The sequence below is a fragment of the Brevibacterium sp. CSND-B09 genome (assembly GCF_052906525.1).
Genome location: NZ_JBREGI010000001.1, coordinates 3,584,842 through 3,599,292, shown reverse-complemented (window position 1 = coordinate 3,599,292; position 14,451 = coordinate 3,584,842). Strand labels below are relative to the sequence as shown.

Here is a 14,451-nt window from a genome sequence, read left to right as displayed (position 1 = left end):
TGTCCACCCAGAGTTCCCGTCGCCCGGAGGAAACACTCCGGATCAGGGAGGAAGTCAGGTCACACCGTGTCAACCACACCGAGCCAGCGAGGAATCCTCGCGATCGACGAAGGCACTACGGGCACCCGAGCCGCAATCGTCACTGAGTCCGGCGACGTGCCTTTCATCTCCTATCGGGAGCTGAAGACCTGCAGCCCGACTCCGGGCGTGGTCGAACAGTCGTTCCAGATGCTATGGGACGTGACCCTCGAAGTCCTTCGGGAAGCCCACACTCGAGCACGTGAGCTCAACATAGAACCGGTCGCGGTAGCGGTGGCAACCCAACGTGCAACTGCCGGACTGTGGGACTCCGTGACCGGCCGGCCATACGGTCATGCCATGGTCTGGCAGGACACCCGCTATGCGGAGAAGCTGGGCCGAATATCAGTCGACTGGGATTCGGAGCTTCGGGCTCACACCGGACGGCCCGCCGGTGTGAGATCGCCGTACTTATGGGCGGCGGAGCGCATCGCGGCCGAGTCGGAGGTCTCCCGTGCGTACGCAGGAGGATCGCTGATGTTCGGCACCGTCGATACCTGGCTGACCTGGAAACTCACAGGAGGACGTGCCCACCTCACCACACCGACGAACGTGGCGGCGTGCGGCGGCTATGACTTGGACACGGGCGACTATTACTCCGCATGGATTCGCGCCCTCGGCTTCCCCGCGGAACTCCTGCCGAGGATTCAAGACGACGGTGGGACAGAGCTGGCTCTGCTGGATCGACGCATCCTCGGGGTCGAGCTCCCGATCCGCGCACTGATGGGCGACCAGCACGGCGCGATCCTGGGGCTGGGCTGCTTCGACGCCGGACAGTCGACGTGCATCCACGGCACCGGCAGCTTCGTCGATCAGATCCTCTATGAGCGAATCCCCATGGACACCACCGTTCCCGAGGCCGTCACCGGCACGGTGGGCTGGCGCAGCGGCACCGCGGTCCCAGCGGTCGAGAACTTCACTGCGGCAACGGGGTCGGCGCTCGGGTGGCTCTGCCATCAGATGCAGATGTTCGCCGATCCGATCGAGATCACGGAACTCGCTTCGCGCGAGGAACTGTGGGCGGGCCCCGTACCTCGATTCATCCCTGCCCTGACTGGCCTCCGACTGCCGGTCATCGATACACGCATAAGAGCATCGCTAACCGGCCTGGGCCTGGCAACCACCCGCGGGCAAGTAGCCGTGGGAATGCTTGAAGGCATCGCCCAGTCGGTGGCCCAAAGCGTCGACGCCAACGTCGCCGTAGCCGGAGTCAAGCCCACTCAGCTGTGTGTGGGCGGGGGTCTGTCCAAGTCGGATCCGCTGGTGCAGATGCAGGCAGACCTCACAGGCGTGCCGATGCTCCGCTACTCCGAGACGGACAAAGCCACACTGCGCGGCGCCTCGTTCATGGCGGGCATCGGTCTGCTGTGGGGCTCTCTGCAGGAAGCCTCAGCGACCCTGGGAGAGCCGAAGGTCTTCGAACCACGACTTTCACGAAGCCAGGCCCAACGGCATACCGGAGCGTGGCGCGCAGCTGTGGCAGCCGAGCTCAGAGACCTCGATTCGGATCGTCCGGAGCCCCTGTCTGCTCCGCCTGCTGCGAAACCTCGCCGATCATAGAGAACTACTCGAACACGTCAGTACCGATTCAGCAAGAGTTAGGAGACTCGGATGGTGTCCCTTCCGGGCAGAAAAATCAACAATGCACGGGCCCAAATGGTCCTGGAGAACCCCCAGGGGTTCTCCCGACCCGAAATGCTGGCCGAGCTGAGTTCGACCGTCTATGACCTCGTCATCGTCGGCGGCGGAATCACCGGAAGCTATGCGGCGCTCGACGCAGCGCAACGCGGTTTCAAGGTCGCACTCATCGAGAAGGACGATTTCGCGTCCGGCACTTCTTCGAAATCCTCGAAAATGGTCCACGGAGGGTTGCGCTACATCGAACAGGGAAACCTTCCGCTCGTCAGACATTCCCTTCTGGAGCGTCAGCGACTGCGCAGAAACGCACCGCACCTGATTCAGCGACTGCCCTTCCTCTTCCCAGTGCTCAGCGAGAACGGCGTGTTCGATCGGCGCCTGGCCGCCGGCTTCGAAGCCCTGCTGTGGACCTACGATATGGCCGGCGGCTGGCGCGAAGGAGTGCTGCACCAGAAGCTCGCCCCCAACGAGGTACTCTCTCACTGTCCCACCTTCAAGTCAGAACGACTCAAGTACGGCTTCATGTACTACGACGCCCGCGTCGACGACGCACGACTGACCCTGACCATCGCGCGCACGGCCGCCCACCTCGGAGCAACCGTAGTCAACCACACCAGAGTCGGCGACATTCGTCGAGACGGCGGACGGATCTCCGGCGTCGAGGCGGAAACCGCCGAGGGACGCTCATTGAGCATCCGTACCAAGTCCGTCATCATGGCCACGGGGTCCTGGCTGCGTGATTGGCATGGCGCCCACCCCGATGCCGATGTCCCCCCGATCCGCCCGGCGAAGGGCGTGCACATCGCCGTTCCCTGGTCGAAGATCCGCAACGACTGCACCGTGACGATCCCAGTCCCGGGCCGGGCACGCCGAGCCACGATCACGCGGTGGGGTGATATCGCGCTTCTGGGCACGACCGACGAGGACTACCAAGGCGATCTCGACGATATCCACTGCACCGCCGATGAGCGCGATTTCCTCATCGACGGTGCACGAACCGCGCTCAACACCGACCTGGATCAGGGCGATGTCCTGGGTTCGATCGCCGGCACACGTCCGCTGACGGCAGCTCCCGGCGGCAAGTCCGTCGACGTCAAGCGCAATCACGAGATCCGAGTGGACGACGACGGGCTGATCACGGTCGTCGGCGGAAAGCTCACGACTTCACGTCATATGGCCGAGCAGACCATCGACGCAGCCGCGAAGGTGCTCGGATCGAAAGTCCGCTGCCGCACCATCAGGCAACCGCTGCTGGGAGGTGCCGGTTACGACGCCCAGTCGACCACCGCCACCGGCGGACTCGTCGCACACCTGGGGGAACGCTATGGCAACGAAAGCCACTTCGTCGCCGACATCATCGAGAGCGAACAGGGAGCAGGCGATCCCCTCGTCGAAGGACTGCCATATCTCGCCGGTGAGGCTGTGTATTCGATCCGCCGCGAGATGGCTACGACGATCTCCGACGTCCTCGACCGTCGAACACGTTCCCGTCTGCACGCCCGCGATGCCTCGGCCGCCGCAGCCCCCAAGGTGGCCGACCTGCTTGTCAGAGAAGGAACGATCGACCGTGCAGCAGCCGACGCCCAACTGGTCGACTACCTCAACGACATCGCCAAAGAAGCCAACGCACTGAACACCTACACCAAGGAAAAGGAGAGCGCCTGATGCTCAGCAAGGAAGCCCTCAAACGCAAGTACAACCGCGGAGACTACACTGTCGGTGCTCACACTGTGCCGAAATTCGCGCAGAACGGGGCACCGGAAGCCCGCGAGGCACGATTCCCCGGAGCAGCCATACTGCCAGCCGGCTTCGCTGACTCGCTGGCGGACATCCCGGGAGTCGACAAGATCGTGACCGATTCCACGGACGTCACCAGCGGCGTACGCGACTGGTGGGCTGGCACGATGATCGCCGAAACCGACCATCGCGGCCAGTATCCCGAAACCGTCATTGCCGAGGTTTCGACCGTCCAAGCGATCCAGGATGTCGTGAAGGCCTGCCACGACGCTGACGTCGCGGTGACGACCTCAGCCGCACGGTCGAACGTCACGGGGGCCGCCCTTCCCCTGTCCGGGGGTGTCGTCCTCGACGTTCTGGGGCTGGATCAAGTGCTCGAGTTCGACGAAGAGAGTCAGATCATCACCGTCGAGCCTGGCATCTTCGGAGATGTGTTCGAGCAATGGCTCCAGGATCGCGGCTTCACCGCAGGCAACTGGCCCTCCTCATTCGGCATCTCGACTGTGGGCGGCTGGGTGGCATGCCGCGGAGCCGGACAGCTCTCCACTCGCTACGGGAAGATCGAGGATATGGTCGTCGGTCTCGACGTAGTCCTCGCCGACGGCACTATCGTGACGACAGGAGGCAGCCCCCGCGCGGCCGTGGGGCCCGATCTCAACCAGGTGTTCGTCGGTTCTGAGGGTATCCTCGGCGTAATCACCTCGGTCAGCCTGCGCGTGCACCGACTGCCCGACTATACGAACGCGCTGGCCTTCGGATTCCCGAGCTTCGCAGCAGGACTCGAAGCATGCCGAGAGATCCTGCAAAGCGGAGCGAACCCTGCTGTGCTCCGCCTCTACGATGAACTCGAATCCGGTGTGCAGTTCAACCACGGGGAGACGAACGTGCTCCTCATCGCCGACGAGGGCAATCCGGTGATGGTCGATGCCGGGATGGCCGTCGTCGCCGAAATATGCCGGGAAGCCACCGCCCTCGACCACGACGCGGTCCTGGAACGCTGGCTCGACACCCGCTACCTCACCGGCAAATCATCCGAAGGGTTCAAAGCCAGCCCTGGCTTCGTCGCCGACACTCTCGAGATGGTGGCACCCTGGTCCGTGCTTCCTCGCATCTACGACCGGGTGGTCTCCGCGATCAATTCGGTACCCGGCACGAACGCGGGCTCAGCACATCAGTCGCATGCTTACGTGGACGGCGCATGCCTGTACTTCTCGCTTCGCGGCACGGTCGACGTCGAGGCACGACAGGCCTGGTACGACGAAGTCTGGCAGACGGTCAACACTGTCCTGATCGACGAGAACGCAACCATCAGCCACCACCACGGCTGCGGTTTGCTTCGCAGCCCCTACGTGGCAGACTCACTTGGATCAGGCTTCACAGCGCTCAAGAGCCTCAAGCAGAGTCTGGATCCGAAGTCGATTCTCAATCCGGGCAAACTCGGACTCTGAGAACTCCAGACGATAAGACAGTCGGCGCGCGGGCCGACGAGGGAGAAGCGATGACACTCGAACGCACTCTGCGGGACAATCCCGTGATCGGCACGCTGTTCGGCGAGAACGACTTGGAGCAGTTCTGCTCCCGGCCGACTCGATTCAGTTTTGTCGCCAACCTTCCGTTGGTCCGCGTCGCCGCCGTCTTCGAACGGCTGTCGGCAGCCGCCACACTGCCGCTGCTCAATGTGGATTCAGTGCCCGGACTGACCGCGAACGCCGACGGCCTCGAATACCTCAAGAGCGTCGGCGTACCGGGCATCGTCTCGACCCATACCCAAGCTGTGAGCCGGGCGGCGGACTTAGGACTGCTGTCAGTCCAGAAGGTCTTCGTCACAGACAGATCGAATCTGCGGCGGGCAGCGGCGACGGTCAAGTCCAGCCACGCTCACTTCGTACAGCTGATGCCGTGGCCGGTGGTTCCACACCTCTCCCCTGAGTTCCTTCGCGCGCTAGGCCCGTTCATCGTGAGCGGGTTCGTGAACGAAGAGGACGACATCCGCGCCGCGCTCCGGTTGGGAGCACTGGCCGTGTCCAGCAGCCAGAAGGAGCTGTGGGACTACCGACCACCTGGCGATCGTGCCGGCTCGCAGGAACCCCCGGCAACTACAGATTCCCAATAAGGAGTAAGACGCAGATGACTCAACAGAATGATTCCGGATCCGACCAGGCTGCTCACCATCTGGTACTCGCTCACTATTGTCCAGCACAGGGAAACGAAGCCCGAGTGCTGGAACTGCTTCACTCGCTGACCGCTGCCAGTCGGACCGAAGAGGGAAATGTCGACTACCAGTTCTACGCACCTGGCTCAGAGTCGGGAGAGATCCTCATTGTGGAACGCTATGTCTCGGCCGAGGCCTTCGCCGTACACCGAGAGTCCGAGCATTTCCGACGCATCGGCAAGGATCAGATCATCCCTCTGCTCGAGGATCGCAGGATCGAAGAGTTCGCGATCTGACGGCAGAGACGCTGAGCACGAAAGAAGGAGAGAACTTATGAGGATTCGCGGAGCCGTGCTGCGCACGATGGAGGCGCCACGCCCCTACGCCGAGTCCAAGCCCTTGGACATCATCGACATCGAACTGGATGCACCGGGTCCCGGCGAAGTGCTCATCAAGATGACCGCCGCAGGTCTGTGCCACTCAGACCTGTCGGTCGTCGACGGCAATCGCCCGCGCCCTCTACCCATGCTGCTGGGACATGAGGGAGCCGGCATCGTCGAGCTGGTGGGCCCCGACGTCGACGGGCTGGAAGTCGGCGACCACGTCGTGACCGTATTCCTGCCACGTTGCGGAGCATGCGAGCACTGCAAGACCGACGGCAAGCTGCCCTGCATACCCGGCAGTGCGAGCAACAACGCCGGCTATCTTCCCGGGTTCGACGTCCCGAGCCCCACGACGGCTCCGCCCTCGGATGATGTAGTCGCCGAACTCTCTCGACTCCACGAGCTCGATGTCGATGGAGCAGTCGCTGGCCGACTGTTCCATCACCTCGGCGTCTCCGTGTTCGCCGATCACGCCGTCGTGAATCAGGCCTCGGTCGTCAAGATCGGCGCCGACGTGCCGCCCCAAGTGGCAGCACCCCTCGGCTGCGCCGTGCTCACTGGAGGAGGCGCGGTCATCAACGCGGCAAAGCCGCAGCCGGGTCAGGACGTGATGATCGTGGGCCTCGGCGGTGTCGGAATGGCCGCACTCATCACCGCGCTCGGGTTGAAGACCGGCCGAGTCATCGGTGTGGATGCGAACCCCGAGAAGCTCGACCGGGCGCGCGAGCTCGGCGCGGCGGAAGCCTATACTCCGGCCGAGCTGGAAGAACGCGGAATCAGCGCTCCCGTTGTCATCGAGGCCGCCGGTCATCCGCGTGCCTTCGAGACGGCGTTCTCGGCAACCGCGCCCGGGGGGACGACGGTGACGGTGGGACTGCCGGCACCCTCGGCGGAGTCCACGATCCATCCCGTTGCGCTCACCAGTGAAGCACGCACCATCATCGGTTCGTACCTGGGGTCTGCGGTTCCGACACGCGACATCCCGACCTACGAGCGACTGTGGCGAGAAGGTCGACTTCCCGTCGACGAACTCGTCTCAACCACCATGCCGCTCGAGCGGATCAACGAAGCACTCGACACGCTGGCGGAAGGCAAGGCAATTCGCCAGATCATCCTCTTCGACTGACCTTCGCACCGACGTAGTGAAGCGACGTTTGGATCTGCATCCCGCCGGCGCTCTCACTGACCCACGAACTCCCGTATCACCGGCAGCTCGCGCCCCGCCTGCGACAACCCCATCCGATGGGCGGCAGCCAATCGCGAGAGGTCGCGGGTGCTGTTGTCGACCGGCATGCGTTCGGGAGCAAACACATGCGCTTTCCCTTCTTCCTCGAGAGCAAAGATCTGTTCACGCGTCTCGTTGTACCGCTTCCACCGAGTCAACAAGGCATCGGCCAGCGCCGGATACTTTCGGAAGATGCCGCGATAGACCGCAGGGAACCGCTGTGGTACCTTCCGGTACGACCGCTCCTGGGTAAGGACGATGACGAACTTCTCGAAGCCCTCGCACTGAGCCTGGCTCAATGCGATTCCACCGTCCTCCCCCATTGCGCCGTCGACGTACACATGCCCATCGAGGTGCACCGGCGGCATGAGGCCCGGCATCGTCGACGACGCACGCACACGGATCATCAAGTCATCGATGCGGGGCGTATCCTCCTTCGACCACACCACGTCTTCACCTGATTCCGCGTCGAAGCCGATGATCCGCATATCCCCCTTGCTCCCCTGGAACGCTTCCCAGTCAAAGGGCAACGCCTCGTTGGGTCCGCCTGCCCGCTGATAGATGTACTCAGCATTGAACATCCCTTGGCCGCGGGCGAAATAGCGGAGTCCACCGAACTGCTCGTCGGCAGCGAACTCTACGAAAGACCGGCGAGCGCGCCAGGCATCCCCGGAAAGATAGTTCACGGTGTTCGAAGCACCGGCACTTATACCGGCAACCCAGTCGAATGACAGACCAGCGTCGAGCAGACTGACGACCATTGCACTGGTAACCGACGCTCGCATGCCCCCACCTTCGAAGATGAGAGCCGTATCCCTGATTCGCGTCGTAGTCGAAGGTTCTGTCATGCCCGCTATCTTAACGACGTTCGTTCAATCGCATTCATCGGGCCTCGCGGCGAGGCACTGTGCCGCCATCGAGATACCCCTCCGTCTTCCCGTTCTCCACCTGCGAACATCTCCGCTGGTCAGATAGCCACAGGGGCCACTCCCTAATCCCACCCTCATGACATGTGCACAATTTCTTCTGTGAAGTGCTTCACATTTGCGCTCTCAGCTTTTAGGGTCGAACCACAATGTGGGGAACCTTCCCACATATGAATGCAAAGGAGCATCAGCATGGGCACATCTCTGCAGAACGAATCCGTATTCACCTGGGCCGCACCGCCTTTGAAATTCGGAAACGGATCCCTCAGCGAGCTCTACTCAGACATCAAGGCTTTCGGCGCGCAGTCGTGCCTCATCATCACGGATACCCACGTCCGCGCCACAGGCATACCCGATGGCGTTCTCCACGAACTCCAGAACGAAGACATCTCGACCGACATCTTCGACGAAGTGGGAATCGAACCGACCAATGAAAGCATCGACTATGCCGTGCAGTGGGCGCGACAGAAGGACTGGGACTGCTACGTCGCCATCGGCGGCGGATCCGTGATCGACACAGCGAAAGCCGTCAATCTGCTCACAACCCACCCTGGCGAACTCCTCGACTACGTGACGCCGCCCATCGGCGAAGGCACCGCTCCCTGGCTGCCGCTGAAGCCCCTCATCGCCGTACCGACCACTGCGGGCACCGGCTCCGAATCAACGACGATCTGCGTCATCGACTTTCTGGACATGCACCTCAAAGCCGCGATCAGTCACGCCCGGCTTCGTCCGTCCATGGCGATCGTCGATCCGCTGACCACCGTGTCCCTCCCCTCCCAGGTCACTGCGGCGAGCGGAATGGACGTCCTCTCACATGCGCTCGAAAGCTACACCAGCGTTGCCTTCGATGCGAAGCCGGCCCCCGACGATCCGACGAAACGTCCGGCCTTCTGCGGGTCCAACCCCATCAGCGACATCTGGTGCGAACAGGCACTTAAGCTGGTAGGCCGCAACCTGCGCAAGGCCGTGATGAATGGCCGGGATATTGATGCGAGAAGCCAGATGGCCCTGGCTTCGGCATCTGCCGGAACCGGGTTCGGCAACGCCGGCACCCACCTCCCCCACGCAAACGCCTACCCGATCGCCGGCGCAGTTGAGAACTACCAGGCCGAAGGCTATCCGGAGATGGTCATGGTCCCACACGGCCAAGCCGTCTCCTCAACCGCTCCCGCCGTCTTCCGCTGGACCTACCCGGCCGACCCCGACCGCCACCTCCGCGCCGCAGAGCTGCTGAGCGGTCAGACATTCACCCGCACCGACGGCGCCGAGGCGCTGGCCCATGTGCTCACGGAGCTGATGCACGACATCGATATGCCGAAAGGACTGCGCAGCTTCGGCTACACCGAAGACAACATCGACGAACTCGTCGATGGGACCCTCAAACAGACGCGACAGATGGCCGTCGTGCCCCGCCCGGTCACACGCGAGGCACTGACAGGAATCTTTCGGGAGTCATTATGAACTCGAACCCTCAGCCAACCGACGTCAGCTCCTTTACGAAGAAGGACATCCGCGTCGTCATGATGTCCTGCATCGTCGGGACCACAGTCGAATGGTACGACTTCTTCCTCTACGGAATGGCCGCCGGGCTTGTGTTCAACAAGCTCTACTTCCCCAGTGACGACCCCCTCATCGGCACCATTCTCGCCTTCGCCAGTTTCGCCGTGGGATTCGTCGCGCGACCCGTCGGCGGACTGGTCTTCGGCCATATCGGTGATCGGGTCGGACGGAAGAAGACTCTGGTCACCACCATGATGATCATGGGTATCGCCACCTTCCTCATCGGCGTCATCCCCACCCACGCGATGATCGGATTCGCGGCTCCTCTCCTCCTCGTCATCTGCCGAATCGCTCAAGGCGTCGCCGTCGGAGGCGAATGGGGCGGAGCCGTGCTGATGGCGGTCGAGTACGCGTCAAAAGGCAAGCGCGGCCTCTATGGCAGCTTCCCTCAGATCGGCCTCGCGGTCGGTTTGGTCCTCGGCACAGGAGTCTTCGCGTTCCTCGGCGGGGTGATGTCCGATGCTTCATTCCTCAGCTGGGGATGGCGAGTCGCCTTCATGTTCAGTGCTGTGCTCGTCGGCGTCGGCCTCTTCATCAGGCTGAAAGTGATGGAGACACCGGCATTCGCCAAGCTCGAGAAGGCAGAAGCTCGCGCAGTCATTCCCGCCGTGGAACTGGCCAAGGACAGGCAGAGTCGTTGCAACATCATTCTGGGAATGGGCGCGCGCTGGGCCGAAGGCGTCGCATTCAACCTCTGGGCCGTGTTCATCATCACCTATGCCACGTCGAGCCTGGACGTCAGCCAGGGAACGATCCTGACCGCGGTCATGGTCGGCGCGATCATCATGGTCGGAGTCATCCCGCTCATGGGTCGGCTGTCCGATCACTTCGACCGACGGCGCATGTACGCTCTCGGCGTCGTCGCGCTGGGCATCCTCACCTACCCGACGCTGCTGCTCATCGGCACCGGAAATCCGTTGCTGATCTTCATCAGCATCGGCATCGTACTCGGTGTCGTCTACCCGGTCGTCTATGCCCCGGAAGCCTCGCTCTTCGCCGAGCTGTTCCCCACGTGGACCCGATACAGCGGAATCTCGGTCGTCTACCAGATCTCTGGAATCGTCGCCTCCGGGATGACGCCGCTCATCCTCTCCTATCTTCTCCGAGAGAGTGACGGACGTATCGGGTCGATCGTGGCCTATGTCCTCGCCGTTACGGTGGTCAGCGGAGTGTCAGCTCTGCTGATCCGACGCACAGACATGTTCACCGAAGATACGGAAGACGACAAGCACCGTGAGCGGTCTCACAAGGCGCCTGTCGGCCCCTGATAAGCTCACCACCATGGCGAATGGGCATCCAGCAGGCACTCAGGCCGTCGGTCGTGCGCTGAACATCCTCAAGCTTCTGGCCGGCAGCGAGGCGGATCTGCCCCTCTCCTCCATCGCTGAGGAGTTGGGGCTGTCCTCCGGAACCGTCTACCGCATTGCGAAGGCGCTTCTTGCTGAAGGCCTCATCGCCCAGAACCCGTGGAACGACGCGTACTACCTGGGCAGCGGGGCTGTGCTCCTCGGCCAGGCGGCGCAGCGGAGCTTCGGTATCGATAAGATGATCCCGTTCTTGGAACGGCTCAACGAGATGACCGAAGAATCAGTCAATCTCGCCATCCGCGATGGCGGCGAATCGGTCGTCATGACTCGCGTCCAGTCCACCCTCCCCCTGCGCTTCGTGCAACGCGTCGGTGCACGATTCCCTCTGTACGCCACGGCCTCGGGCAAAGTGATCCTCGCTTTCTCGGACAATGCAGACGAGTACTTCGACTCGCTTCCCGATCGGCTCGAACCGGTCACAGCGAACACTCTGGGCACTCGCGACGATGCCCGGTCCGCCGTGCGTGCCACACGCGAACGAGGCTTCAGCATCGACGATCAGGAGAACGTGGACGGAGTTCGCTGTGTCGGAGCGCCGGTCCTCGATGCGACTGGCCAAGCGCAGGCCGCCATCGTCATCCAGGGACCGACAGTGAGGATGGACGACGCCCGCCTCATCGCATTGGGTGCCGATGCAGTCCGAGCGGCGCAGGAGGTCTCTCGGTTCTTGCCCATCGACCATCCGCTCTCCATGTGAGGAAGACTCCTCAGTCGACTGACCTGCGCTTTGTCGACAGTCAGAGGCCTCACCTATAGTCGACTTGGGGCACCGCAGAGCGCCCCACTCAGTTACAGAGCACCAGGTCAAAGGAGACTCAATGCGTTACGTCGTCGGAATCACTCTGGACAGACGCGACAGAGATGCCGTCTCTTTGGCCCTCACTCTGGCACGCTCCGTCGTTGCCCCGCACAGTGTCGCCATCGAACTCGTCCATGTTATTCGCGGGCCGCAGCCCGACCATGCTCAGTCAGCTCAGGAACGCGAGTTCCAACAGCTGCGCAAGGACTCAGCGCTGGAGGGTCTCGCCAAGGTCAGCGACCTCATTCCCAAGTCGATCAGGTCCACTGTCACCGTCCACTTCGCTGAATCGATGGCTGAAGGCCTGCTCGAAATCGCGTCCACCGCGCCTTGCGACCTCATCATCGTCGGCGCAGCCAGCCGCGGCCCGTTCCGCCGGTTCACGGTGGGGTCCGTCGCCAATGCCCTGCTCCACTCGGCCTCCGTGCCGGTGGCCCTCGCACCGTCGGGTTACCTCCCTCCGAGCAGACTGACACGACTCACCTGTGCGATGGGAACACGAGTCGGTGCCGACGCAGTCCTCGACGTATCCGTCAGCTCATCGGTCCGACACGACGTCCCGCTGCGACTCATCTCACTCATCGGCTTGGACGCGTCCCCGAACACACCGGACGGACGGTCTCCCGCCGACCACGCGCGAGCGCTGCTGTTGAGCGCGTCCCAGCAGGTCGACGACGCGGTCGAAGTCATGGTCGATGTCGCCCACGGGCGGTCCGTCGACTCCGCGGTCGAAAGGCTGAGCTGGGACAACAGCGAGATCGTCATCATCGGTTCCAGCCGGCTGGCACAACCGAAGTCGCTGTTCCTCGGTGCCACGGCCAAGAAAATGCTCCGCAGCATTCCCGTCCCGATGGTCGTCGTCCCCCGCTACCCGGTCGGATACGACAAAAACTCGAACACATTGGCACTGTAGGCCCACACCGCAATGACTCCAGATCCCGACATGGACCACCACCGCGACCATGCGCAGCTCAGAGCCCCTATCGAAATCTCACCGAAGTCGAAAGAGCCGCTCTATCGGCAGCTCCGCAAGGCGCTCGAACACCAAATCCTCTCCGGCACGTACAGCCCCGATGTGCCGCTTCCGTCATCGCGGGATCTGTCGCACGAACTCGGACTCTCACGCAATACCGTCAACGCCGCTATCCAGGAGCTTGTCGCCACCGGACTCATCGAGGCCCGACCGCGCAGCGGGCACTTCGTCAACAGCAGACTGCTCGCCGATGCTGCTGCCGTCAGCGCCGGCACCCGCCGCATGACCGGCCCCATCGATTGGGAACAGAAGATCAGACCTGTCCGCGACATCCACCTCCCGGAGATCACGAAGACGAAGAACTGGCAGACCTACCCATATCCATTCGTCGCAGGTCAGGTCGATCCGGAAGAATTCCCCCGGCTCGCCTGGGCAAAAGCCCTTCGCACCGCCATGGAACCCGAGCATCTTCAGTACTCTGTCCGCGACGCCATCGACGAAGACGATCCGCTGCTGGTCAAGCTGCTGTGCCAGCGCGTTCTGCCGAGCCGCGGAATCCATGTCGATACCGAGAACGTCCTCATCACAGCGGGTTCCCAACAGGGGCTCGACCTCCTGGCACAGCTGCTCGTCGGCCCGGACACCACGGTCGGCGTCGAAGATCCCGGATACGTCGACGCCAAACATGCCTTCGCCCGCGTCGGCGGCCAGCTGTTCCCCCTGAAAGTCGACAATCGGGGCATGATCCCACCGTCCGACCAGCTTGACCTCGTCTACGTCACCCCCAGCCACCACAGCCCCACCAACGTCACTCTCGATTCGTCGCGTCGAACTCAGCTCCTGACACACATGCGTGACACGGACTCCCTCATCATCGAAGACGACTACGATTCGGAGTTCCGCTACCGAGGCAAACCCACCCCAGCCCTCAAAGCCCTGCCCGGTTCCGAGCACGTGATCTACCTGGGCTCCTTCTCCAAATTCCTCGCTCCCGGGTTGCGGCTCGGCTACATCGTCGCCGAGCCCGAGCTGATCGAGCGTATGCGCCGCCACCGTCGCTATTCCATCCGCCACGTCCCCGGACATACCCAACGCGCCATGGCGCTGCTCATCGAATCCGGCCAATACCATCGAACGATCTCGCGTCGGCGCACCCAGCTGCGCAAGAAATGGGAAACCCTCACGGCCGCCCTCGACGCCCACCTTCCCTGGTCCGTTCCCTTCCCTGCCGGCGGGGTCAGCGTCTGGATCCAAGCGCCCGCACATCTCGACGCGAGCATCCTCGCTGACGAGTGCCTGCGTCGAGGCGTCGTGATCGAACGCGGCGATCCGTTCTTCCTCTCCCCCGACTCCCACCGGAACAACTTCAGACTCGGCTTCGCAGCCATCGACCTCGAATCCATCGAACCCGGCGTGCGAATCCTCGCCGAGGTGCTCGACTCGGTTCTCGGAGACCGCTGAACCGCCACTGACATCTGGCACCAAAGAAGTCGTATCGGACTGGGTCTTCATTGGGAACCAGATAGTAGCGATAGTGATGTCAGGCGCTCCAACGACGGAGTTGCCGGAGTCGGGACGTCTCGACGTGCCGACCCAGACAGTTCGAATGG

General features: G+C 62.8%; 12 protein-coding genes. 11 read left to right on the top strand and 1 reads right to left on the bottom strand.

All coding sequences use genetic code 11. The annotated features are described in order from the left end of the window. Positions 1–66: 66 nt before the first annotated feature. The 6 genes from ACU4IU_RS16130 to ACU4IU_RS16105 all read left to right on the top strand — a co-directional run bounded on the left by ACU4IU_RS16130 (position 67) and on the right by ACU4IU_RS16105 (position 7,114). Positions 67–1,638 carry an FGGY family carbohydrate kinase gene (locus tag ACU4IU_RS16130; RefSeq protein WP_446657298.1) on the top strand — a complete coding sequence of 524 codons (1,572 nt, stop codon included), beginning with the start codon at positions 67–69 and terminating at the stop codon, positions 1,636–1,638. 96 nt (positions 1,639–1,734) lie between these two features. Further along, positions 1,735–3,381, top strand: a complete 1,647-nt coding sequence (locus ACU4IU_RS16125) for an FAD-dependent oxidoreductase (protein WP_446657297.1) — start codon at positions 1,735–1,737, stop codon at positions 3,379–3,381. Next, on the top strand, positions 3,381–4,901 hold the full coding sequence (locus tag ACU4IU_RS16120) for an FAD-binding oxidoreductase (RefSeq protein ID WP_446657296.1): 1,521 nt from the start codon (positions 3,381–3,383) through the stop codon (positions 4,899–4,901). The genes ACU4IU_RS16125 and ACU4IU_RS16120 overlap by 1 nt, the downstream gene beginning before the upstream one ends. Before the next feature lie 50 nt (positions 4,902–4,951). Further along, complete coding sequence (locus ACU4IU_RS16115; RefSeq protein WP_139908329.1) at positions 4,952–5,566, top strand: glycerol-3-phosphate responsive antiterminator; 615 nt, start codon at positions 4,952–4,954, stop codon at positions 5,564–5,566. A 14-nt stretch (positions 5,567–5,580) separates the two neighbouring features. Then, positions 5,581–5,901: a putative quinol monooxygenase gene (locus ACU4IU_RS16110; protein WP_139908330.1), complete on the top strand. Its 321-nt coding sequence runs from the start codon at positions 5,581–5,583 to the stop codon at positions 5,899–5,901. Positions 5,902–5,938: 37 nt separating this feature from the next. Then, positions 5,939–7,114: an alcohol dehydrogenase catalytic domain-containing protein gene (locus ACU4IU_RS16105; protein WP_446657295.1), complete on the top strand. Its 1,176-nt coding sequence runs from the start codon at positions 5,939–5,941 to the stop codon at positions 7,112–7,114. Between the two features lie 53 nt (positions 7,115–7,167). Here ACU4IU_RS16105 and ACU4IU_RS16100 read toward each other — a convergent pair whose 3' ends face one another. Beyond that, positions 7,168–8,061 (bottom strand): patatin-like phospholipase family protein, encoded by an 894-nt coding sequence (locus tag ACU4IU_RS16100; RefSeq protein WP_446657294.1) that lies wholly within the window; start codon positions 8,059–8,061, stop codon positions 7,168–7,170. A gap of 270 nt (positions 8,062–8,331) precedes the next feature. Between ACU4IU_RS16100 and ACU4IU_RS16095 the strand changes: the two genes are divergently transcribed. From ACU4IU_RS16095 to pdxR, 5 genes are all read left to right on the top strand, one after another. Continuing rightward, on the top strand, positions 8,332–9,603 hold the full coding sequence (locus ACU4IU_RS16095; protein ID WP_446657293.1) for a hydroxyacid-oxoacid transhydrogenase: 1,272 nt from the start codon (positions 8,332–8,334) through the stop codon (positions 9,601–9,603). Further along, on the top strand, positions 9,600–10,970 hold the full coding sequence (locus ACU4IU_RS16090) for an MFS transporter (protein ID WP_446657292.1): 1,371 nt from the start codon (positions 9,600–9,602) through the stop codon (positions 10,968–10,970). Before ACU4IU_RS16095 ends, ACU4IU_RS16090 begins: the two co-directional genes overlap by 4 nt. Before the next feature lie 13 nt (positions 10,971–10,983). Beyond that, positions 10,984–11,766, top strand: coding sequence for an IclR family transcriptional regulator (locus ACU4IU_RS16085; RefSeq protein ID WP_446657291.1), 783 nt, complete (start codon positions 10,984–10,986; stop codon positions 11,764–11,766). A 121-nt stretch (positions 11,767–11,887) separates the two neighbouring features. After that, positions 11,888–12,781, top strand: coding sequence for a universal stress protein (locus ACU4IU_RS16080; RefSeq protein WP_172174594.1), 894 nt, complete (start codon positions 11,888–11,890; stop codon positions 12,779–12,781). Between the two features lie 12 nt (positions 12,782–12,793). Continuing rightward, the gene (gene pdxR, locus ACU4IU_RS16075) at positions 12,794–14,302 is read left to right on the top strand and encodes a MocR-like pyridoxine biosynthesis transcription factor PdxR (RefSeq protein ID WP_216657236.1); all 1,509 of its coding nucleotides are present in this window, start codon (positions 12,794–12,796) and stop codon (positions 14,300–14,302) included. Positions 14,303–14,451: the final 149 nt, after the last annotated feature.

What these genes read in the sequence shown, in the direction of transcription:
- ACU4IU_RS16110 (WP_139908330.1), top strand. Translation starts at nt 5,581, where the DNA reads ATGACTCAACAGAATGATTCCGGATCCGACCAGGCTGCTCACCATCTG.
- ACU4IU_RS16105 (WP_446657295.1), top strand. Translation starts at nt 5,939, where the DNA reads ATGAGGATTCGCGGAGCCGTGCTGCGCACGATGGAGGCGCCACGCCCC.
- ACU4IU_RS16125 (WP_446657297.1), top strand. Translation starts at nt 1,735, where the DNA reads ATGGTCCTGGAGAACCCCCAGGGGTTCTCCCGACCCGAAATGCTGGCC.
- pdxR (WP_216657236.1), top strand. Translation starts at nt 12,794, where the DNA reads ATGACTCCAGATCCCGACATGGACCACCACCGCGACCATGCGCAGCTC.
- ACU4IU_RS16080 (WP_172174594.1), top strand. Translation starts at nt 11,888, where the DNA reads ATGCGTTACGTCGTCGGAATCACTCTGGACAGACGCGACAGAGATGCC.
- ACU4IU_RS16100 (WP_446657294.1), bottom strand. Translation starts at nt 8,061, where the DNA reads ATGACAGAACCTTCGACTACGACGCGAATCAGGGATACGGCTCTCATC.
- ACU4IU_RS16090 (WP_446657292.1), top strand. Translation starts at nt 9,600, where the DNA reads ATGAACTCGAACCCTCAGCCAACCGACGTCAGCTCCTTTACGAAGAAG.
- ACU4IU_RS16120 (WP_446657296.1), top strand. Translation starts at nt 3,381, where the DNA reads ATGCTCAGCAAGGAAGCCCTCAAACGCAAGTACAACCGCGGAGACTAC.
- ACU4IU_RS16095 (WP_446657293.1), top strand. Translation starts at nt 8,332, where the DNA reads ATGGGCACATCTCTGCAGAACGAATCCGTATTCACCTGGGCCGCACCG.
- ACU4IU_RS16115 (WP_139908329.1), top strand. Translation starts at nt 4,952, where the DNA reads ATGACACTCGAACGCACTCTGCGGGACAATCCCGTGATCGGCACGCTG.
- ACU4IU_RS16085 (WP_446657291.1), top strand. Translation starts at nt 10,984, where the DNA reads ATGGCGAATGGGCATCCAGCAGGCACTCAGGCCGTCGGTCGTGCGCTG.